This window comes from Bacillus sp. BK450, assembly GCF_004364885.1.
GTDB classification, from domain to species: Bacteria; Bacillota; Bacilli; order Bacillales; family Bacillaceae; genus Bacillus; species Bacillus safensis.
In genome coordinates this window covers 81,004-102,120 of sequence record NZ_SOBQ01000001.1, presented here as the reverse complement: position 1 = coordinate 102,120, position 21,117 = coordinate 81,004, and the positions used below count along the sequence as shown (strand labels likewise).

Sequence of the window (21,117 nt, the reverse complement as noted above, 5' to 3'; positions counted from 1 at the left end):
CTTTGCTTAATTTAATTTTTTGCAGGACTTTTCATTCAAATTTTATCAAATTGGTCTAATGTACATAGAAGGAAAGAAAAAGCAGGAGCACCGCCCATCCGTCATGCATATGATGAGATAAGGTCTGATTCGAAGGCAGGTGATTGTATGTATCCACGGGTTTATGGTGGTTTTCATGGAGGCGGTTTTAGCGGAGGTGGGGCACATATTGGGCCGGTTGGTTCCCATATCGGCTTTGGCGGGTATTATTTGAGCCCTGGTGTATTCTCTGGCTTAGGCGGTTTTCCCGGGTACGGAGGATTCGGGACATTTTCTGGATATCCATATGGTTCAACGTTCATCATGGGACGCCCTCCTGGTTTTTATGTAAGGAGTTATTAGTGTAAGATCACAATAATTGAAATAGCCCCCCTAAAGAGAGGCTATTTCAATTGGTGAAAGTGCTTCAATCCAGCAGTGATCACAATGATGCCTAGAATGATGATCGGCAGCCATATGATAATAAACGGATCGTAACGATCTGTGTATGCAGCAATAGCTGCACCTAGACAGTAGAAGACAATCGAGCCTATTCGCATCAAGCTTACATGTTGGATAGGAGCCTTTCTTTTTTCCCGGTATGATATACGCTGGGCTGCATCTTCAAATAGGTTAGCAAGTGTACTTGTGAGAACGGTTGTGGAAATGCCAGCAACATTCAATTTACGAGCGGCTGCTGTCTGCATGCCCATGGCCATACTTAAAAGGATGATCAGCATAAAGTAAGCACCTTGTGTATAAGGGAAAATGGTCATGAGAGCAAATAGAAGCAAAATCATCACTTCTATGATAAAAATGCGTGTCACGGCTTTTGGCCAAAACGCTTTCTCATGCTTCCCGCCTACCACAACTGCAAGTAAAACCCCTAAAACGAACCCACTTAGAGCAATGATGGAATGAAGGGCTGTTAACTTCAAGGAACTTCCTGCTGCAATGCCAAGCAGCACAATATTACCTGTCATATTGGCTGTAAACACATGCCCAAGGCTTAAATAGCCAATCACATCCACAATTCCTGCGGAAAGACATAAGAAAATCAAAGCTGTATTTCGAAATGAATGTGCGGTCAAAATAGTCATCCCTTTCTTTCTCTCTAATGAATAAGTGTAACGCTTCATGACCGCAAATGTCCATCTGATGAGATGGTCACATGTGTGCAAGCTGATGTAAGACTTGTCTAAAAGCATCATCATTCACAAGGTGCCTCATGCGGCGGAACGGATCGCCCTTTTCCTTTAAACGCTCTATCACAGCCGGCATCGTAAAAAGAGAAGGATGAAGCTCATCATGATAGAGTTCGTCCCATTCAAGGGGTGTCGCAACAAGTCCAAGCTCATTTCCTCTTGGAGAATACGGAGCGATGATTGTTTTCCCAGCATCGTGCTGAATGTAGTCTAAATACAAGCGATTGCCGCGTTTTTTCTTAAGACGTTCCAGAGTAAAAAGATCCGGTGCTTGCTCACATAAAAATTGGCATATGAACGTGGTGAATTGTCTTGTTTCTTCGTATGTGAAGGCGTTTTTCTTTAAAGGAATATAGACTTGAAGCCCTTTACCTCCGCTTGTTTTAATAAAGGCTGTGAGAAAAAGCCCGTCTAAAAGCGCTTTGATTCGTTTAGCAGCTTCTATGGCTAGATGAAACTCATTTACAGATGGCGGGTCTAGATCAAAGACGATTTCTGTCGGTCGATCCGTATCTCTTGTCTCAAAAGGGATATGAAATTCCATCGCCAGCTGGTTGCCAAGCCAAAGAAGCGTACGAGGATCATTACAGACCGTATAAGAAATATCATCAACTTCATCTGTTAAAACAAAATCCGGCGCATAATCAGGTGTCGACTTTTGATAAAAGAATTCGTCTCCAGTGCCATGCGGATACCGAATTAAAGTAAGACGCCTTTCACGTAAAAAGGGCAAAAGGTAGGGAGCCGCTTGTCTTAAATAAAGTAAGTAATCTGCCTTGTTTAGTTGAAGAGCCGGGACAATCGGTTTTTCAGGGTGGGTGACGTCTATAGCAGCAGGGAGCGGATACAGCTGTTTGAGCATTTGCTGAAATGTACATGCTGCTGGATCAGCATCTAGTAAAAAGGAAGAAAAACGCGGCTCTCTTAACGCCGATCCATCAAAGGATATACAAGCAATGCTGGCAACGATAGAAGGAGGGATTTCGTATAATGATCCTCCTGTTAACTGGCCTTTTGTCTGAAATAGTGTACGCAGCGTTTGTTCTTCTTCTTTAGAAAAACCATGCTTGAATTGGACAACCTCGATGAGAGCCGAATCTTGATAAATGGAACCTTGAAAATAGCCATTTTCTTTGTCAAAACGGGTGACAATGACAGAGACATACCGCCAGTTTTTCATTTTCAGCCATTCTTTTGAACGAGTATTGTCATGCCATTTACTCATCTTTTTTTTCGCTACTAGTCCTTCTGCTAAATACGTTGTCATCACGTTTTTCATGTATTCAGAGTCTGGGTCTGTATGAATGACCTGCAAAAGGGAAGGGTGCTCAAGTTGAACTGATGAGGGGAGCTTTGCTTCTTGGAATAATTGCTGCAGCTGATTTTTTCTTTCCATCAACGGTGAATCAACGAGAGGTTTCCCTTTGCAGCTTAATAGATCGAATGCAATGAAATGACATGGAAATCGTTCAGCCTGTCTTTGGATGGCTTCTTTGTTTTTCAGCCTGCCTCTTTGCTGAACTTTCGCAAACTCGCTTTGCTGTTCACTCAGTAAAAAGACCAATTCTCCGTCAAGTGTCAGCGGTAAAAAAGGAGCAAATTGTTCTCTTAATTGTTCGCATTGATCCATCACTTCAGGAAATTGCTTATTTAGCCGTTTTCCGGTCCTGCTTTCTAAACGAATCCCGTCTTCTTCCCATACAAGAATAGCCCGAAAGCCATCATATTTTAATTCATACACCCAGTCTGCACCGGCAGGTATATCATGTGCAGGTGTTAATCGCATAGGTTTCATTGTGCATGTCACTTCCTTATATCATGTGTTCTTAGAGTGGGATGAAATTTTCATTCACATACATAAGTCTGATGAAAACATTACATAGTAAGGAGAAAAGAACGGAGGAATCGCGATGCATACAGTATGGAAAGGCGGCATTAGTTTCGGATTGGTCAATATTCCAGTCAAGCTGTTTACCGCTACAGAGAACAAAGACATTAAATTAAGACAGCTGCATAAAGAGTGTCACACGCCCATTAACTACAAGAAAGTATGTGCCAATTGCGGTGAAGAAGTAGCGCCAGAACAAATTGTGAAGGCGTATGAATATGCGAAAAATAAATTTATTGAATTGGACGATGAAGAACTGGAAAAGCTGCGAAAAGAAAATGAAGAAAAAGCCGTTGAAATCATTGATTTTGTAAAGATTGAGGAGATTGATCCAATCTATTACGAAAGAAGTTACTTCTTATCACCGGATACCGGCGGAGCGAAGGCTTATTCATTATTAAGAAAAGCTTTAGAGGAATCGGGGAAAATTGGTGTCGCAAAAATTATGATCCGCTCAAAGGAGCAATTAGCAATCGTAAGGTGCTATGAACATATTTTGCTGATGGAAACCATTCATTTCCCTGACGAAATTAGACAAGTATCAGATGTGCCGAATATCCCCCAAGAGGAGAACATTGTCAAGAAAGAGTTAGATACAGCACTCCTTTTAATCGAGCAGCTGACCACGACATTCGATCCAGCAGCATATCAAGATGAATACAGAGAACAGCTGATGAATTTAATTGGCGATAAAATATCTGGAGAACATACCGTTCAGCCAGAAACGACAGGCAAAAAAGATCCTGCAGCCAATGTGACAGATTTAATGGCCGCACTACAGGCTTCGATCGACCGATCAAAACCAGCCAAAGCGAAAAAAGCAGCGCCTAAGAAAAGAAAAACACCAGCGAAAAAAGAAAAGAATGCATAAAACAAGACCGCTGACAAGCGGTCTTATTGCGGCTTTAACACGTCCTGAATCGTCCCGTCTTTTCGGTGAATGACAACGGAAGTTCCTTTATTAGCTGAAATCTCCTTTGCCCGGTCAATTGCTTCTTGTTTTGTTTCTTTGACCTCACTTGCTCGTTTCGCTTTCTCTGTTTGAATCGCCCAGCCTTCCTCGTGTTTCACTACATGCTGCGCATGATCCATGAGCTCTGGTCTTGCGGAGCTGCTGCTCTCTGAAGGTTTGACAGAACCATGAGATGAAAAATTCTCTACCTCTTTCTCCGTTGCGTTCTTTTTCCACTCTTTCGCTTGACTGATTGCAATGGGAATGGCTCTATTTTCCTCATAGCCTTCCTGAATCATTTTATTGGCAATCTCAAGCGCTTTTTTTCGAATGACGTTGTCTAATGATTGAAATGAAGCTGGATAATCGTTCATCGTCCAAGGCATATGAACCGCTCCTTTCTTTTATTTGAACACCTTCCCCCATCTGTAATGGATCAAACATACAAGTTCTCTCAAACTAATGTTGGAGATAAAATACATCGTTTTGCTGAAGCAGAATCTCATCAATTCCCGCAGAATAGAAGGTAGAAAAGGAGTGATTTTGATGATGATAAAAGGACTGTATGAAGCACATTTACCTGTGAGTGACTTGAAGACATCTATTGCGTTTTATGAAAAATTGGGATTGACGCTTGCTCATGAGAATGAAAGAGTAGCCTTTTTATGGATTGAGAAAGGAAAGAGCTGGCTTGGCATATGGAAGGCAGATATGTCCACTATTCCATATCACGTAGCAACTCGACATGTAGCCTTCCAAATTAAAACATCCAGCATCGAACAGATCAAAGCCTGGCTGATAGAAAAAGGGATCAGCATTCACCCAATGTTTGGTTTTCCAGAAGAAAAGCAGCCTTTAGTTCTCGATAATCCGCCGCAATTTCATGCAGCGATCTATTTTCTTGACCCAGATGAGAATCTGCTTGAATGCATGGCCCCGCTTGAACTTGATACAGAAGAAAACTACGATATCATGGCATATGAGGACTGGGATCGAAAGAAAAATCCGTTTATTGATTGACAAAATCACTCATTGTAACTATATTGATTACAACGGTGGTGAAAGATTGTGAAACAAATTAGCAGCAGGTATCCGATTGCTGTTCATATTGTGTCATTTATTGCAGGTGTTCAAAAAGAGTGTACAGGTGATTTTATTGCAGAGAGCGTGAATTCAAATCCAGCCATTGTTCGAAAAATGATGGCAATGCTCAAACGGGCGGGTCTCATTGAAATTCGCCGCGGAGTAGGCGGTGCTTATTTAAAAAGACCGGCTGAGGACATCACGCTGTTAGATGTGTACCGTGCTGTAGATGTAAGCGAGGATGAAGAATTATTTAACTTTCATCAGCCCGTCATCGCATGCCCGATTGGTCAAGCGATGGATACGAGACTGCGTCATGAACTAAAAGAAGCACAAGCTGCACTTGAGAATCACCTAAAGCAAGTGACAATTCAGCAATTATTAACAGAGGCGGAATAAAAAAGCTCGTACTTTAGAGCTTTTTTTACACCTTTGTTGTAACCATTTCGGTTATAACGAATGCACATCACCGTTGAACGAAAAATGAGGAGGTCAACAAATGAAATTATTAGTAACAGGCGCAACGGGACAACTTGGATCGCTCGTCGTCAAGCATTTGCTCACAAAAGTACCGGCTGAACAAATTTCAGTCAGTGTTCGAAATCCGCAAAAAGCAGCACATTTGAAGGATGCAGGGGTGGATGTACGCCATGGAGATTTTACTCAGCCAGACACCCTGACATCAGCATTTAAGGGCATTGATCGTCTGTTGATCATTTCAACAGCGGATGGTGACCGCGTCGAGCAGCATAAAGCAGCAATTGAAGCGGCGAAAGCAGCAAATGTGAGGTTTATTGCTTATACAAGTGTTGTCAATGCAAGAGAGAGTCAGCTTGTCCTTGCAAATGACCATGCCAAAACAGAAGAAGCCATTTTGGCCTCTGGCATTCCTCATGTATTTTTAAGAAACAACTGGTATGTTGAAAACGAAAAAGATACGATTCTGGCGTCAGTCAGCGGCGCACCATTTTTAAGCCCTATTGGCGAAGGAAAGGTTGGCTGGGCAACAAGAAATGACTACGCAGAAGCGGCAGCAAATGCGTTAACACTTCCCGTACATGATCAGGAGATATATGAACTGTCAGGACCTCTTCGGACGCATAGTGAACTTGCACAAATTGTTAGTAAGGTGAGTGGAAAAGAAATCAAAGTAGAAAAAATAGATGTAGACACATTTGGAGACTTTTTAGCTTCAAATGGTGTACCAAAAGAAGCAGTGCCATTTGTCAAAGCCATTCAAAGCGGCATACGCGATGGTGCTTTAGCTGTCGAAAGCCAAGATTTCGAAACATTACTAGGCCGGCCGTTAACACCTATTGAAGAGAGAATTCGTGAATTGATTTCAGAATAAACAACAATAACGCCCTATGAAAAGGGCGTTTTTTCCATCCAAAAAGCTCACGCCAGTTTTAAAAAATCATCTTGCCACTAGGTGAATGGACATAGTAAGATGACGACATACAAGATGAACTGCTCATCTACTGCTGATGTAAAGGAAGCTGCTAATGGAAATGAAGACAACTGCTCAAACGAAATCAATTGCACTGCCGCTTGTGATTTCAATTATTGCCATTTCGTTTTCTGCAATCATTGTGAAATGGTCAAATGCACCTGCTGCTATTTTAAGTATGTATCGAATGATTTTTGCGGCGGCTCTCATGCTGCCGTTTATCTTGCCAAGAAAAGAAGAATTTCTCTCGATAAAGCGCAGAGACTGGTTTTTCTTATGTATGTCAGGCTTCTTTTTAGGACTCCATTTTGTGTTATGGTTTGGCTCACTGAAGCTGACGACAGTGGCAAGCTCTACCATTATTATCGCCCTTCAGCCAATGGTCTCCTTATTAGGCGGATTCCTCATTTTCCGTGAACGAACGACGATGTCTGCTCTATTGACGATGTGTGCAGCGATTGTTGGTGCCCTCATGATAGGCTGGGGAGATATTGGTCATAGCAAGGAAGCCATCTTAGGAGATCTTTTATCCTTTTTGAGTGTGATCGCTGTTGTTTGTTATTTGTTAATAGGCCAACAGGCTGTAAGAAAAATATCTCATTGGATTTATAGTTTTTGTGTATTTGGTTTTGCCGGTCTTTTTTTAATTTTATTCAACCTGCTTCAGCAAACTCCATTTATAGGCTATCCGGGTAAAGAGTGGGGAATCTTTTTATTGCTCGCCATTATTCCCACGATGTCTCATGTCATTAATAATTGGCTATTAACTTATGTTAATGCGACTACCATTTCAATGAGTATTCTAGGTGAACCTGTTGGGGCAACGATCCTTGCTGTATGGCTGCTTGGAGAGAAAGTCACGCTGCTTCAAATGCTTGGCGGTCTGCTTGTTCTTTTAGGCGTCTTTTTCTTTTTGATGCAGCAGCGTCAAGGTATCGTGATGAAAACAAAAAAATCCGGTTAACTTCCGGATTTTTTACTCTTTTAAATCGTTTTTTTCAATTACTTTGTTTAATCTTGCCTCGATTTTTTTCAATTCCATTCGTTTTCTTCTGATCATGCGAAACGCGATGACAATGATTGTCACAATAAAGGCAATGAATATAAGAGAGAACACTTGAAATAGAAGATCTCCCATGTTGAATGCCACATTCTCTCCATTAGACATACGTAAAACCTCCTTTTCTACCTATATATTACCATAATCAATAAAAGATTGAGATTTATCCATAATTTATCTATAATAGGTAAAATATCACTCATTAAAGGAGAACCAATATGAGAACTTTAGTCCTTTTACGAGGTCTCCCAGGCGTAGGTAAATCAACATGGATCAAAGAACAAGGCTTAGAGCCTTACACTTTATCAGCGGATCAAATCCGGCTGTTAACTCAGCCGCCGCAGCTATCAGTCAATGGGAAACTAGACATTTCAAGCAAGCATGACCACAAAGTTTGGTCTTTATTATTCGATCTACTCACAGCCCGTATGGAGCGCGGAGACTTTACTGTGATTGATGCGACACATATTTCTAGTAAATCGATTTCTCAATACAAGTCTTTAGCGACATCTTATCGTTACAGGGTGTATGTCGTCGATTTCACGCAGGTACCCCTTGAAACAGCTCTTTTGCAAAATCGCTCACGTGAATCTCACAAAGTGGTGCGGGAATCTGTTTTGTATCAAATGAACGAGCGGTTAAAAACAGAAAAGGTCCCGTCATGGGTGACTGTTTTGCAGCCGGAGGATTATCCGCAAGTGATGACTTATCAGCCTCGATCCTTTGATCAATATGAGGCCATTCATGTTTTCGGAGATATTCACGGTTGTTACACCGCACTTACCACCTATTTGCAAGGAGACATCAAAGAAAACGAACTTTATATCTTTGCAGGTGACTTGCTTGATAGAGGAATAGAAAACAAAGAAGTATTAGAATGGATGATCGCCCATAGAGAATGCCGGAATGTCATCGTCATTGAAGGCAATCATGATCAGCATTTATACCGGTTTGCACATGGTGAAAAAGTCAGAAGTAATATGTTTAATCGTCATACTGTGCCTGAAATCGAAGCAGCAAACTTTGATTTGAAGGAAGTACGAAAGTTTGTCAGAACCTTTCATCAGCTTACTTATTTTACGTACCATGATCAGACATTTCTTGTTACACATGGCGGGCTCGCTCATTTGCCAGAAGAACTTCTGCATGTCTCAACACAGCAGCTCATTCACGGCGTAGGAGAATATTCAGATGATATTGATCACTTATTTGTTCAAAATACGGCTGGGCTGAATATCATCCAAATTCACGGGCATCGCAATTTATACAGACTGCCTATTCACGCAGCGGAAAGGTCTTATAACCTAGAAGGTCAGGTTGAATTTGGGGGGCAGCTGCGGGTGTTGAAAATCACAGCTGACGGGATTGAGACTCATGAAATTGACAATCCAGTCTACAGAGCGTCTGAGAAAAAACAATCGGCTGCTGTTCAGCCAGATATTTCACTGGATGATTTTTTAGCTCATTTAGATCAGCATGAATACGTACAGGAATTAAAACTTCCGCACCATATTTCATCTTTTAATTTTACGAAAAAGGCTTTTAGTGAACGGCAATGGGATGATGTGAATGTGAAAGCAAGAGGTTTGTTTGTCAATATGGTTTCTAAGCAGATTGTGTCTAGAAGCTACAATAAATTTTTTAACATTGATGAGCGTCCGGAGACAAGAATGCAGCATTTAGTGAACCATCTGCAATTCCCTGTCACCGTATATGATAAAGCAAATGGATACTTAGGAACTGTTGGGTATAATGAAATGGAAGATGAATTGGTGTTTACATCCAAATCGTATACATCACATGTGAAACAAAATCAGCATGCTTCCTGGGTCGAAGAGCTATTTGATAAGACCTTCAGTGACGTGCAGGCTGATTACATTAAATCATATGTCCGTGACCACCATGTATCTCTTGTGTTTGAAGTCATTTTGCCAGAAAAAGATCCGCATATTATCACATATGAACAAGATCAACTCATTTTACTTGATATTGTGAAGCGGCAGTTAAGCTATGAAAAAGCACCATTCGCTGAAGTGAAAAGATTAAGTGAACAGCTTGGAATATCCTGCAAGCAGGAAGTGGCTGTTTTCCATGATTGGACGTCTTTTTATAAATGGTATCAGGCGGTCTCCCATGATAATACAATTAAAGAAGAGGGGTATGTCATTGAGGATGATCAAGGCTTTATGACCAAACTCAAGCTCCCTTATTATCAATTCTGGAAGCAGATGCGGGGGATGAAGCAGCGCGTTGTAGAGAAGCGTTCCTCGCAAAAATATATGCAGGCTTTGCAGACAGCGGAGCAAGCAAGATTTTATACATGGCTTCTTGAGCAAGAAGCAGATCATGTGAGGAATAGCTCAATTATTGAACTGCGATCACAATTTGAACAAAGCGGTACTGCCCAATTGAATAATGATGAAATAAATGCATAGTCTAACAAAGAGTCTTTTCTAAGGAAAAGGCTTTTTTTGATGCAATTGAAAGGTGGATACTTGCATGTCTGACCATATTGAAGTCATTCTTCGGACGATGTTTGCTTTTGCGATTTTATTTGGAGGAGCACGTCTTTTAGGGAAACAAACCATTGCGCAAATGAATATTTTTGATTTTATAGCAGCCATCAGCTTAGGTTCAATTGCAGCGAACCTGGCGTTTAATACAACGCTCCCGCTTCAGCACACAACGATTTCCTTTGTGTCACTTGTCATGATTATTTATGTGATTTCCCTGCTTGCATTAAGAAGCCGGAAGATAAGAGGGTTGATGGCGGGTAAACCAACACTTGTCATACAAAATGGAAAAATTCTTGAGGGGAATATGAAAGGGATGAGATATACCCTTGATTATTTAAATCAGCAGCTGAGAGAAAAAGACATTTTTGATATTAGCGAAGTTGAATTTGCAATGATTGAAACAGATGGGCATATGTCAGTGAAAAAATACCCTTCGTTTGAAAAAGTCACGCGGAAGGACCTTCATTTATTCATGGAGGCAGAGCGTTATATGCCGATTGAAGTCATCATGGACGGGAAACTCATCCAAAAAAACATACAAGAAAATCAATTAACAGAGCAATGGATAGAAGAAGAGCTGAAAAAAAGGCAGCTGTCCTTAAAGGACATTGTTTATGCTGTCCGTTCAAGTAATGGAAGCTTATATATTGATACATATGACGACCATATTCATTCCCCAATCGATCAGGAATGAATGTGTAGTGCTGATGACACCTGCATGACACACATTTGACAATCTTTATAAGTCCTTTGGATGTCATGCGACTAGGTATCATTTCTCAATTATTATTATTTTCAGAAAATGTAGTGACGGAGTAAAATAAGTATGTTTAAGTATAAATAGATGAAATTAAAATATTAATATAATATACCACAAACGGAATGAACGTTCATTCCTACGTTTTAAAAGGAGGGGATGAAATGCCAGCAGTGACTGATAAACAAGAACAGATCATGAAGGCTTCGCTGGAACTATTTATTGAACGAGGCTTTGATGGCACCACAATGCCGATGATTTCAAAAAGAGCAAACGTCGGAGCGGGCACCATTTACCGTTATTTCGACAGCAAGGAGGCACTCGTCAATATTTTGTACCAGCGCAGCCTTTCGGCATTTATCGAAAAAATGAACACAAACAGTCCAGATCCAAAGTTAAGTATTCGGGCGTACTTTAAGCATGTATTTTATTGCTTAGTTTTGTTTACAAAGGAGAATCCAAGCGGGCTGTATTTCTTAGAGATTGATAAACGGTCCCATTACTTAGACGAGACGAGCAAAGAGAAAATGCAGCATTTGTTACATGAGCTATTCCTTATCTTTGAAGAAGGGAAAAAGGATGGGATTCACCCAAACCTCTCAGGCAGAACCATTTTATCTATTGTATTTGGTGCTTTTGTGCAGCTGCATAAACAAATTCTTGCAGAAGAAATAGAGCCAACGATTGAATTTTTGGAGGAAATTGAGCAATGTTTATGGCGTGCCATCAGCGTTGCATCTTAAAAGAAATAAAGGGAGTGGGCATATGAAGCAAACATCAATCATTCCAAAACCAAAAACATACGGACCTTTTAAAAATATTCCCCATATAAAAAAGGGGGAGCTTGCTCAAACCTTTTGGCGGCTGGCAGATGAATTAGGGCCGATCTTTCAGTTTGAATTTTCAAATGCAACAAGTATTTTTGTTTCCAGCCATGAACTTGTCAAAGAAGTATGTGACGAAAGCCGTTTTGATAAATTTATTGGAACTAGTCTGAGTAAAGTAAGAGCATTTGCAGGGGACGGACTATTTACAAGCTGGACAGAAGAACCGAACTGGAGAAAGGCTCATCAAATTTTGATGCCTGCATTCAGCCAGCAGGCCATGAAGGGCTATCATGAGATGATGCTCGATATTGCCACACAGCTTGTGCAAAAATGGCAAAGAACAGGCCGCGATGAAGAAATTGAAGTAGCTGAGGATATGACAAAGCTGACTTTAGATACGATCGGCCTTTGCGGTTTTGATTTTCGCTTTAACAGCTTTTATAAAGAAAATCAGCATCCGTTCATCGACAGCATGCTGAAAGGCTTAAATGAAGCAATGGAGCAGTCGAGTCGATTGCCAATTGCAGATAAACTCATGATCAAAAGAAGAAAAGAATTTGACCAGCATGTCGATTTTATGAAGCAATTAGTAGATGACATTATTCAGGAACGAAGAAAACAAGATAAAGCGGGCGATGATTTACTGTCTCTTATGCTGCATGCAGAGGACCCTGAAACAGGTGAACGTTTATCCGATGAAAATATCCGTTATCAAATCATCACCTTCTTAATTGCAGGCCACGAAACAACAAGCGGGCTGCTATCATTTGCGATTTATTTCTTACTGAAGAATCCAGAGAAATTAAAGAAAGCCGTCCAAGAAGCAGATGAGGTGCTGCAGGGCGGGCTTCCGGCATTTAAACAGGTGCAAAAGCTAAGCTACACTCGTATGGTGTTAAATGAAGCTCTCCGCCTCTGGCCAACAGCGCCTACGTTCTCTCTTTATGCGAAAGAGGACACAGTAATCGGGGGAAAATATCCGATTCAAAAAAATCAAAGTGTCTCTGTTCTGCTCCCTAAATTACACCGTGATCCAGCGGTATGGGGCGAGGATGCTGAAGAATTTAAACCAGAGCGGTTTACACATCCTGAGAAAATCCCGCAACATGCCTACAAGCCTTTTGGGAATGGACAGCGTGCATGTATCGGTATGCAGTTCGCCCTGCATGAAGCTACGATGGTTCTCGCGATGGTCCTGCACAATTTAGAGTTAATTGATCACACATCTTATGAGCTTGATTTAAAAGAATCTCTCACAATTAAACCTAACGATTTTAAAATCAAAGTGCGGCCAAGGAAGCAGCAATTCTTTATGGCACCACCGAAAGAAGAATCGAAGAAAAGCACCAAATCTCATGAGTCAAAAGTGGCGAGTCACGGTACACCGCTGCTAGTTTTATACGGATCAAATCTTGGTACGGCAAAGCAAATAGCGAACGAATTGGCTGAAGATGGGAAAGCAAAAGGGTTCGATGTGACCACTGCGCCGCTTGATGACTTTACACGCCAATTGCCAAATACAGGTGCTGTCTTCATCGTGTCCGCTTCATACAACGGACATCCGCCTGACAATGCGAAGCAATTTGTGGATTGGCTGGCGCAGGATGAGGAGCAGGATTTATCAAACGTGACATTTGCGGTCTTTGGATGCGGAGATCGAAACTGGGCGAGTACGTACCAGCGGATCCCCCGTCTGATTGATGAAGCTCTTGAAAGAAAAGGAGCCAAACGTGTAGCTGATTTAGGAGAAGGTGATGCAGGCGGTGATATGGATGAGGATAAAGAAATCTTCCAGAAAACTGTCTTTGAACAGCTTGCAAAAGAATTTAAGCTCACCTTCCAAGAAAAGGGGAAGGAAAAACCAAACCTATCAGTTGCTTATACGAATGAGCTAGTGGAGCGTCCTGTAGCTAAAATATATGATGCCTTTTCAGCTGTTGTATTGAAAAATGAAGAATTACAATCAGAAACAAGCACGAGGCAGACAAGACATATTGAATTGAAATTGCCTGCTGGAAAAGCATACAAAGAAGGGGATCATATTGGGGTTGTACCGGAAAATAGTGATGCACTCGTTGAGCGTGTGACCCGCCGCTTTAAACTAAATCCAGAGCAGCATATTAAGCTTTCATCTGAGAAAGAGGCAAGTCATTTACCATTAGATCAGCCGATTCCAATCAAAGAATTACTCGCCTCACATGTTGAGCTTCAAGAGCCTGCGACACGTACACAGCTAAGAGAGCTCGCAGCACATACGGTATGTCCGCCTCACCGCGTGGAGCTTGAAGAAATGGCTGGTGAAGCATATCAAGAAGCCATTTTAAAGAAACGAGTAACCATGCTGGATTTATTAGATCAATATGAAGCGTGCGAGCTGCCGTTTGTACACTTTTTGGCGCTTTTACCAGGTTTGAAGCCGCGTTATTATTCGATCTCTAGCTCGCCAAAGGTAGATGAAGAAAAAGTCAGTATCACAGTGGCAGTTGTCAAAGGTAAAGCATGGAGCGGCAGCGGAGAATATGCCGGAGTCGCATCAACCTATTTATGTGGTCTGAAAGAAGGGGAAGAAGTAGCCTGCTTCCTGCATGAAGCACAAGACGGATTCCAGCTGCCCCCTTCATCAGACATACCGATGATTATGATTGGACCAGGTACAGGAATCGCTCCATTTAGAGGATTTGTTCAGGCAAGAGAAGTGTGGCAGAAGGAAGGGAAGCAGCTAGGCGAAGCCCACCTATATTTTGGCTGCCGTCACCCTGAGGAAGATGATCTATATTTTGATGAAATGCAGCTTGCCGCGCAAAAAGGAGTTATCCATATCCATCGTGCTTATTCTCGTTACGATGAGCAAAAAGTATATGTCCAGCATTTGTTGAAAGAAGAAGGCGGCATGCTCATCGAATTGCTTGATCAAGGTGCCTACCTTTACGTGTGCGGAGACGGAAAAGTCATGGCCCCAGATGTAGAGGCTACACTAATCGATCTCTATCAAAACGAGAAACAATGCTCAAAGGAAACAGCTGAAAATTGGCTGACAGCCCTTGCAAATGACAATAGATATGTAAAAGATGTGTGGAGCTGACAAAAGGAAAGACCGCCAATTAGGCGGTTTTTTTCTATTCTCATAGAAAGAGATCGATAGAATGAAGGGGTGGGAAGATACAAAACACCTAATTTAAAAATGAAATATTTTGTAAAAAATAAGAATATTCTCTCATTTACTCCAATATGAAACAATCGTATCATTTTTGATATAGGACATAAAGGAGGAATATGATGAAAAAGGTGAAAATGTTACTCCCTTCTCTTCTCATTTTTGGTGCTTTAAGTGTGCCTAGTTTTGCCCATGCCACATCGGATTCAGTACTAACGTCTGATTATGATATGGTGACTTCTGATGGAAAAGTGATTTCTTCAAGTGATTTCCACAATGATACGAAAGCCCCCTCATCCTTTGACAAAGTGGATGATCTTTCTTCTACTGTTGGCGAAAAAGTAAAACCACTATCAAAATATTTAAAAGATTTTCAAACAAAAGTCGTCATTGGAGACGATGGTAGAACCAAAGTAGCAAATACAAGAGTGGCTCCATACAATTCGATTGCTTATATTACATTTGGCGGCTCAAGCTGTACGGGAACACTCATTGCTCCTAACAAAATTTTGACAAACGGACACTGCGTGTACAATACAGCATCGAGAAGCTATAGTGAGAAAGGAACTGTATATCCTGGTATGAATGATAGTACTGCGGTGAACGGTTCTGCAAAAATGACGGAGTTCTATGTGCCAAGCGGGTATATTAATACTGGTGCAAGCCAATATGACTTTGCCGTGATTAAAACCGATACGAACATTGGCAATACGGTCGGCTACCGATCCATCCGCCAGGTGACAAACTTGACTGGGACAACCATTAAAATCTCAGGATATCCTGGAGATAAAATGAGATCGACTGGCAAGGTGTCACAGTGGGAGATGTCGGGTCCTGTGACGAGAGAAGATACGAATCTAGCGTACTATACGATTGATACATTCAGCGGAAATTCAGGTTCTGCCATGCTGGATCAGAACCAGCAAATCGTTGGAGTTCATAACGCTGGGTATTCAAACGGAACGATAAATGGCGGGCCGAAAGCGACAGCTGCCTTTGTTGAGTTTATAAACTATGCGAAAGCGCAATAAAAAATAGAGCTTGTTTCCTTCATAGGGGACAAGCTTTTTTGTATGAATCGATTTGATAGGATTCATATTTCTAACCTGAGAGATTTGAGATTGAGAGCCTTATCATTTTTTTCTCATGTCATCTGCGCACCACTCATACATTAAAATGACACATTTCCTTCAAGTCAAGATGATGCTTAAGATGGATGAGGAGGTCACGCGCTTTTGAAGATGAGAAAAGGCTGGATCGCTGCTGTCGCCTTATGTTTTGTGATATGGATGGGCACGTTGTTAGGTGGATTTGGAGAGAAGCAGGCAGCAAAAGGGGCTGATCGATATGATCATGTCGTTCAATTTCCAAAGGAAAGGTACCCTGAAACAGGCACTCATATTCAAGAAGCCATTCGAAAAGGGCATTCAGATGTGTGTACCATTGACCGAAATGGAGCAGATGCCCGCAGGCAAGAATCATTAAAAGGAATTCCGACAAAACCTGGCTTTGACCGGGATGAATGGCCAATGGCAGTTTGTCTTGAGGGAGGAAAAGGCGCAAGCGTACAATATGTCAGTCCATCTGATAATAGGGGAGCAGGCTCATGGGTCGGGCATCAAATCAGCGGGTTTCCTGATGGGAAAAGAATATTATTCATTGTGAAATAAATCGGAACGAGTCTCCCTAGAGCGGGGGGCTCTTTTGTTTATCATCAGAGCCTATTCGAGCTAGCAGGGTCAAAAGGTTCAGTGGTACAATCAATCTATAAGGTACAAAGACTGACAAGAAGAAAATGTGAAGGGACATTTGCTTATGGATAAGAACCGTGCATTATACGATTTTTTTATGCAGCATGCAGAGAAGCTGACTGAAACATGGTATGAATCAATTGAGGACGATGATCCAGATTCCATATATCGTTCAACAGATTCCAGCATCATAGCAGAGCTAAAACGGCAGAATCAAGATTATTACCAGCATTTTATACGAGCTATTATTGAAGATAAGACGTATTTACATACTGAATTTAAAAAATGGTCTGAGGATTTAGCCAGTGACCCAAAGCATTTAAATACACCATTAGATTATGTCGTGAGAGAATACATGTCCAATCAAAGAGTGGTTCTGCATTACTTAAAAGAATTTATCAAACAGCGTCAAGATGAAATTGATATAGACCGCATCTTTTATTGGTATGATTTAATTTCCGAAGCGTTTAATATTTCAATCCATGTGTTTATCCAGCAATATGTGAAAAATACAACCGAAAAACTCGTGGCTCAAAGAGATATGATTTACGAATTGAGCTCACCGGTAATTGTCTTAAAAAACCAGATTGCGTTATTGCCATTAGTAGGTGACATTGATACAGCGAGAGCAAAGATTATTTTAGAAAATACGCTAAAACAGTGCTCACAAAAAAGTGTTCAGCATTTATGTATTGATTTATCGGGTGTGGTCATGATTGATACAATGGTGGCTCATCAAATCTTTGATCTTGTCACGTCACTTCGGTTAATTGGAGTAGAGACGACCATTTCAGGGATTAGACCAGAAATTGCCCAAACAGCAGTGCAGCTCGGGCTTCCTTTTAATGAATTTCGCACGGCATCATCACTTGCTCACGCGCTGGACCGTATGACTGAATTTTCTTCAATATAAAAACCAGGCCGATGAAAGGCCTGGTTTTTATATTTAGATGACAGCGTCAATTTGTGTGACTTTCCAATTTTTTTGTACTTTTTCGTACGTAACAGTTCGTTTTACTTTGCGTCCATCAAGTGTTGGGACAGTAAATTCATATGTGCGGACCGTTTGTTTTTTAGAAACAAGTTTAGGTGTGGCTTTTTCCCAATTGAGCATGTTGTCTCCATCACCGACTGGAACAGCCATTTTGCCTTTATGAACAATGAACTGATAATCTTTTAAACCATGTTTGATGGCATCTTGAGTGAAAACTTGAGATAGGTAGCTGTTTAATTTTTTCTTTGTATCAAATGTTTTAGAAAGATAGTTGTACGTCATATCTTTATAGGTAAATGATTTTAATTTGACATTAGAATGGTCTTTAATTTTGTAGCCTGACATTGCACTCCAAAAATGTTCTCTTGCATCAAGGGCAATATGTAACGCTTCTTTATTTGTCAAAGCGGCTGATTTCTTGGAAGCGGCCAATGTTGTTGTTTGTAATGAGATCATAAGCATAATAGCAGTTAATAAAACAAATAATTTTTTCAAGGCGATTGCCTCCTTTTCTCAATGAAAACTTCTTATGTTACAAATGTTACAATAATTACAGAGATATTACAAGTATTAAAACTAAATGTTTTTTATTTCTTTTGTTTCTAATTATATAACGTTTGAGGGAGACAAAAAGTTTTCATTTTTTTATTTTTCTTCTTAATCATTATTTAACCGTTCTAAAGAAGAACGAAACGTCTTTTGGAAAAATTTCTATTTAGACATTTAACACTCTTTTTTATTTATGACATATACTGTCGTGATGAATGTCTAAGGAAAGTGGTGTTTATTATGTATCATCCGTATGAAGGTGTGTGGAATGGGTACTCATATGATAGACAGATGCAGGGATTTCCATCTATTGGTATTCCTTCAGGTGGAGGGTTTCCTGGGTTTCCAATCGGAGGAGGAGGTACTTTACCAGGGCAAGGTTCAGGCGGACACTCAGCACCGCCAGCACCGCCGCAGCATATCATTTCGCAGTATCAGCAAGCACTCTCTCATCCTCAAAGTATGCAGTCGTTTATATCTGGGCAAGGTGTAGGCGGAGGCCATCAAACTGTACAATTTGCAGCAGGATGTAATAGAAGATGGACAATTGTGCTTTTGAGAAACGGCCAAGTATTTTTAATGTTCGTTCTTTCCTCACAGCCTTTTGGCCGAACAACTGGCTTTATATGGCCGAACTTTACATTTGGTTCCTTCCCAAGCTCAAGTATTCTTGCATATTCTTGTGCATAAGAAAAAGCCGGTTCTCATCAGCAGCTGATGAATACCGGCTTTTTTTAATGAATATTTCGAAATACGCCAATCACTTTACCTAGTATACTCACATTCTGTAAAATAATCGGTTCCATTGATGGGTTCTCTGGCTGTAATCTAAAGTGTGTATCTTCTTTATAAAAACGTTTCACTGTCGCTTCATCTTCCTCTGTCATGGCGACCACAATATCTCCATTGTTAGCAGTGCTTTGCTGACGCACAATGACATAGTCCTTGTCCAAAATACCTGCATCAATCATACTTTCTCCCATAATTTCAAGCATAAACACTTGTTCGTCTGGTGCAGCAAATGTCTCTGGAAGAGGGAAGTATTCTTCTACATTCTCAACAGCTGTGATAGGAAGGCCTGCCGTTACTTTTCCGATGACTGGAACGTTCATTACAGCACTCTTTGGAATATTCATTTCCTCTTCATCTAGTACTTCGATCGCTCTAGGTTTTGTCGGGTCTCTTCTAATTAAGCCCTTTGTTTCTAGTCTAGCTAAATGTCCATGGACCGTTGAACTGGATGCTAGACCGACAGCTTCTCCAATTTCACGGACGGATGGGGGATAACCCTTGCTTTTTACTTCATCTTTGATGAATTTCAGGATATCGAGTTGTCTTTTTGATAGCTTCGTCATCTTTTGCACCTCAAAACGTCAATTTTAAAGAAATTATAGCATGTTTTTCCTAACAGTACAAACATAGGTTCGAAAAAACGTTTGACAGAAACGTTTGTTCGTATTTATAATGAGAGACAGAAAGAGCGAACACACATTCTATTAGGAGAGATGACATTATGAGGTTAAAAGAATCTATTATTTTTATTGGGGTATTCTCATTCATCGTTGGCATATTTCTCTCACTTATTGCAGTCACAAGCCATAATGATTCAAATCAGTATGTTAAAATAGAGGTTCAATCAGGTGATACTCTTTGGGGGTTAGCTGATCAAGTAAATGACAGCAAATCAATCGACAAAAATGCATTTATTGACTGGGTAACAGAACACAATGATCTTGCTTCAACTGAAATCCAGCCTGGCGACATTCTTGTCATACCCGTCAAAAAAGAGCATCCAGTCGTATATCAGCTTGCAACAGTACAGTAGAAAGGTCGATTTTAGACATGAACGCAATCATTTATGCGAGAGTAAGCACTGTGAAAGAAGAGCAGGAAACCTCGCTGAAAAGACAAGAAGAAGAACTGCTGGCTTTAGCTGCCATGCACAAGATGAATGTGGTCAAAGTCATCACAGAAAAAGCAAGTGGATACGATCTAGATCGTGATGGTGTGTTTGAAATGCTTGCTGCACTGAAGGAAGAGTCAATCGATGCCGTTCTGATCCAAGATGAAACACGTCTTGGAAGAGGACAAGCAAAAATTGCGCTTCTTCATTGTCTATTTAAAGAGAACGTAAAGGTATACAGTGTGTTTCATAGAGGAGAGCTTGAGCTTTCAGAAGCAGATGAAATGGTCATTGAGATTGTAGGAGTTGTCGAAGAGTACCAACGGAAAATTCATAACCTGAAAATCAAGCGGGGGATGAAAAGGGCTGTTGAGCGCGGTTATCAGCCTGAACTGAATTTAAGGCAGCAGGACCATGCACCTGGCCGTGAACGTATTGAAGTCCCGATTTCAGAAATTGTTCGATTAAGAAAAAACAACATGACGTTCGCTGAAATTGCCGCAACTCTTCAGGCATTAGGTTTTGACATTTCAAAAGCAACGGTGCATAGAAGGTATCAGGAATACGAAAAAGACCTTACCCACCTAAAGCGTGATTTGTTGTCAAAATGATTGATATTTAGTAGTATGTAGAGAAAATGCTTTAAAGGAGTTTGTCATGATTTCTAAAGAACAGCTTGCAAGAATAAATGAGCTTTCAAAAAAGTCGAAAGAGACCGGTTTATCAGACGCTGAAAAAACAGAACAAAAGCAGTTGAGAGAAGAGTATTTGAAAGCTTTTCGTTCTTCTATGAAAAATACACTTAAAACTGTTAAAATCGTTGACCCTGAAGGAAACGATGTTACACCAGAAAAATTAAAAAGAGAAAAAGATCAGAACCTTCATTAAGGCTGTGATTTCTTGAATTTTGAAAAGATGGGAAGAATATTCTCGTCTTTTTTCATATTTGCATAACTTTTTAGGTGATCGATAAACTAAATGTGACAAAATCCTTCTTTTTCAGCGTGAAA

22 protein-coding genes are annotated in these 21,117 nt (G+C 40.7%); 16 read left to right on the top strand and 6 right to left on the bottom strand.

Annotated elements, in window-relative coordinates:
* Positions 1–422 precede the first annotated feature (422 nt).
* Together EV579_RS00540 and EV579_RS00535 are read right to left on the bottom strand one after the other, a co-directional pair.
* Positions 423–1,118 (bottom strand): YoaK family protein, encoded by a 696-nt coding sequence (locus tag EV579_RS00540; protein WP_133744056.1) that lies wholly within the window; start codon positions 1,116–1,118, stop codon positions 423–425.
* Positions 1,119–1,185: 67 nt separating this feature from the next.
* The gene (locus EV579_RS00535) at positions 1,186–3,018 is read right to left on the bottom strand and encodes a DNA ligase D (RefSeq protein WP_103132501.1); all 1,833 of its coding nucleotides are present in this window, start codon (positions 3,016–3,018) and stop codon (positions 1,186–1,188) included.
* 115 nt (positions 3,019–3,133) lie between these two features.
* Here EV579_RS00535 and ku point away from each other — a divergent pair, with 115 nt between their 5' ends.
* Entirely contained in the window at positions 3,134–3,982 is an 849-nt protein-coding gene (gene ku, locus EV579_RS00530; protein ID WP_024425113.1) for a non-homologous end joining protein Ku, read from the top strand.
* A 23-nt stretch (positions 3,983–4,005) separates the two neighbouring features.
* Here the strand turns inward: ku and EV579_RS00525 are convergent, their stop codons facing one another.
* The gene (locus EV579_RS00525) at positions 4,006–4,449 is read right to left on the bottom strand and encodes a DUF2188 domain-containing protein (RefSeq protein ID WP_041109183.1); all 444 of its coding nucleotides are present in this window, start codon (positions 4,447–4,449) and stop codon (positions 4,006–4,008) included.
* A 160-nt stretch (positions 4,450–4,609) separates the two neighbouring features.
* Here EV579_RS00525 and EV579_RS00520 point away from each other — a divergent pair, with 160 nt between their 5' ends.
* From EV579_RS00520 to EV579_RS00505, 4 genes are all read left to right on the top strand, one after another.
* Complete coding sequence (locus tag EV579_RS00520) at positions 4,610–5,083, top strand: VOC family protein (RefSeq protein ID WP_052503034.1); 474 nt, start codon at positions 4,610–4,612, stop codon at positions 5,081–5,083.
* Positions 5,084–5,131: 48 nt separating this feature from the next.
* On the top strand, positions 5,132–5,545 hold the full coding sequence (locus tag EV579_RS00515) for an Rrf2 family transcriptional regulator (protein WP_103132500.1): 414 nt from the start codon (positions 5,132–5,134) through the stop codon (positions 5,543–5,545).
* A 100-nt stretch (positions 5,546–5,645) separates the two neighbouring features.
* A complete protein-coding gene (locus EV579_RS00510; RefSeq protein WP_103132499.1) occupies positions 5,646–6,497 on the top strand; it encodes an SDR family oxidoreductase in 852 nt (283 codons plus the stop codon).
* 154 nt (positions 6,498–6,651) lie between these two features.
* Positions 6,652–7,560, top strand: coding sequence for a DMT family transporter (locus tag EV579_RS00505; protein WP_103132498.1), 909 nt, complete (start codon positions 6,652–6,654; stop codon positions 7,558–7,560).
* Between the two features lie 12 nt (positions 7,561–7,572).
* Here the strand turns inward: EV579_RS00505 and EV579_RS00500 are convergent, their stop codons facing one another.
* Positions 7,573–7,764: a TIGR00366 family protein gene (locus tag EV579_RS00500; RefSeq protein WP_044335590.1), complete on the bottom strand. Its 192-nt coding sequence runs from the start codon at positions 7,762–7,764 to the stop codon at positions 7,573–7,575.
* A 110-nt stretch (positions 7,765–7,874) separates the two neighbouring features.
* Between EV579_RS00500 and EV579_RS00495 the strand changes: the two genes are divergently transcribed.
* The 7 genes from EV579_RS00495 to EV579_RS00465 all read left to right on the top strand — a co-directional run bounded on the left by EV579_RS00495 (position 7,875) and on the right by EV579_RS00465 (position 17,574).
* Positions 7,875–10,091: an RNA ligase gene (locus EV579_RS00495; protein ID WP_133743785.1), complete on the top strand. Its 2,217-nt coding sequence runs from the start codon at positions 7,875–7,877 to the stop codon at positions 10,089–10,091.
* A gap of 64 nt (positions 10,092–10,155) precedes the next feature.
* Positions 10,156–10,866 carry a DUF421 domain-containing protein gene (locus EV579_RS00490; RefSeq protein ID WP_044335586.1) on the top strand — a complete coding sequence of 237 codons (711 nt, stop codon included), beginning with the start codon at positions 10,156–10,158 and terminating at the stop codon, positions 10,864–10,866.
* Between the two features lie 227 nt (positions 10,867–11,093).
* Positions 11,094–11,672 carry a TetR/AcrR family transcriptional regulator gene (locus tag EV579_RS00485; protein WP_041109214.1) on the top strand — a complete coding sequence of 193 codons (579 nt, stop codon included), beginning with the start codon at positions 11,094–11,096 and terminating at the stop codon, positions 11,670–11,672.
* A 22-nt stretch (positions 11,673–11,694) separates the two neighbouring features.
* Positions 11,695–14,838, top strand: a complete 3,144-nt coding sequence (locus EV579_RS00480; protein ID WP_133743784.1) for a bifunctional cytochrome P450/NADPH--P450 reductase — start codon at positions 11,695–11,697, stop codon at positions 14,836–14,838.
* A 194-nt stretch (positions 14,839–15,032) separates the two neighbouring features.
* Positions 15,033–15,941 carry a trypsin-like serine peptidase gene (locus EV579_RS00475; protein ID WP_133743783.1) on the top strand — a complete coding sequence of 303 codons (909 nt, stop codon included), beginning with the start codon at positions 15,033–15,035 and terminating at the stop codon, positions 15,939–15,941.
* Between the two features lie 258 nt (positions 15,942–16,199).
* On the top strand, positions 16,200–16,580 hold the full coding sequence (locus EV579_RS00470; RefSeq protein ID WP_243837381.1) for a NucA/NucB deoxyribonuclease domain-containing protein: 381 nt from the start codon (positions 16,200–16,202) through the stop codon (positions 16,578–16,580).
* A gap of 145 nt (positions 16,581–16,725) precedes the next feature.
* Positions 16,726–17,574, top strand: a complete 849-nt coding sequence (locus EV579_RS00465) for an STAS domain-containing protein (RefSeq protein WP_133743781.1) — start codon at positions 16,726–16,728, stop codon at positions 17,572–17,574.
* A 33-nt stretch (positions 17,575–17,607) separates the two neighbouring features.
* Here the strand turns inward: EV579_RS00465 and EV579_RS00460 are convergent, their stop codons facing one another.
* Positions 17,608–18,150, bottom strand: coding sequence for an IseA DL-endopeptidase inhibitor family protein (locus EV579_RS00460; protein WP_041109224.1), 543 nt, complete (start codon positions 18,148–18,150; stop codon positions 17,608–17,610).
* Between the two features lie 294 nt (positions 18,151–18,444).
* On the opposite strand from EV579_RS00460, the gene EV579_RS00455 reads away from it, so the two are divergent.
* The gene (locus EV579_RS00455; RefSeq protein WP_073205718.1) at positions 18,445–18,894 is read left to right on the top strand and encodes a hypothetical protein; all 450 of its coding nucleotides are present in this window, start codon (positions 18,445–18,447) and stop codon (positions 18,892–18,894) included.
* A 44-nt stretch (positions 18,895–18,938) separates the two neighbouring features.
* On the opposite strand, the gene lexA is transcribed toward EV579_RS00455, so the two are convergent.
* Positions 18,939–19,559 carry a transcriptional repressor LexA gene (gene lexA, locus EV579_RS00450; protein WP_024425129.1) on the bottom strand — a complete coding sequence of 207 codons (621 nt, stop codon included), beginning with the start codon at positions 19,557–19,559 and terminating at the stop codon, positions 18,939–18,941.
* 158 nt (positions 19,560–19,717) lie between these two features.
* Here lexA and yneA point away from each other — a divergent pair, with 158 nt between their 5' ends.
* From yneA to EV579_RS00435, 3 genes are read left to right on the top strand one after another with little or no spacing between them, the layout of a single operon-like run.
* A complete protein-coding gene (gene yneA / locus EV579_RS00445) occupies positions 19,718–20,029 on the top strand; it encodes a cell division suppressor protein YneA (RefSeq protein WP_024425130.1) in 312 nt (103 codons plus the stop codon).
* Positions 20,030–20,046: 17 nt separating this feature from the next.
* A complete protein-coding gene (locus EV579_RS00440; RefSeq protein WP_133743780.1) occupies positions 20,047–20,718 on the top strand; it encodes a YneB family resolvase-like protein in 672 nt (223 codons plus the stop codon).
* Between the two features lie 46 nt (positions 20,719–20,764).
* Complete coding sequence (locus EV579_RS00435) at positions 20,765–20,995, top strand: DUF896 domain-containing protein (protein ID WP_024425132.1); 231 nt, start codon at positions 20,765–20,767, stop codon at positions 20,993–20,995.
* Positions 20,996–21,117: the final 122 nt, after the last annotated feature.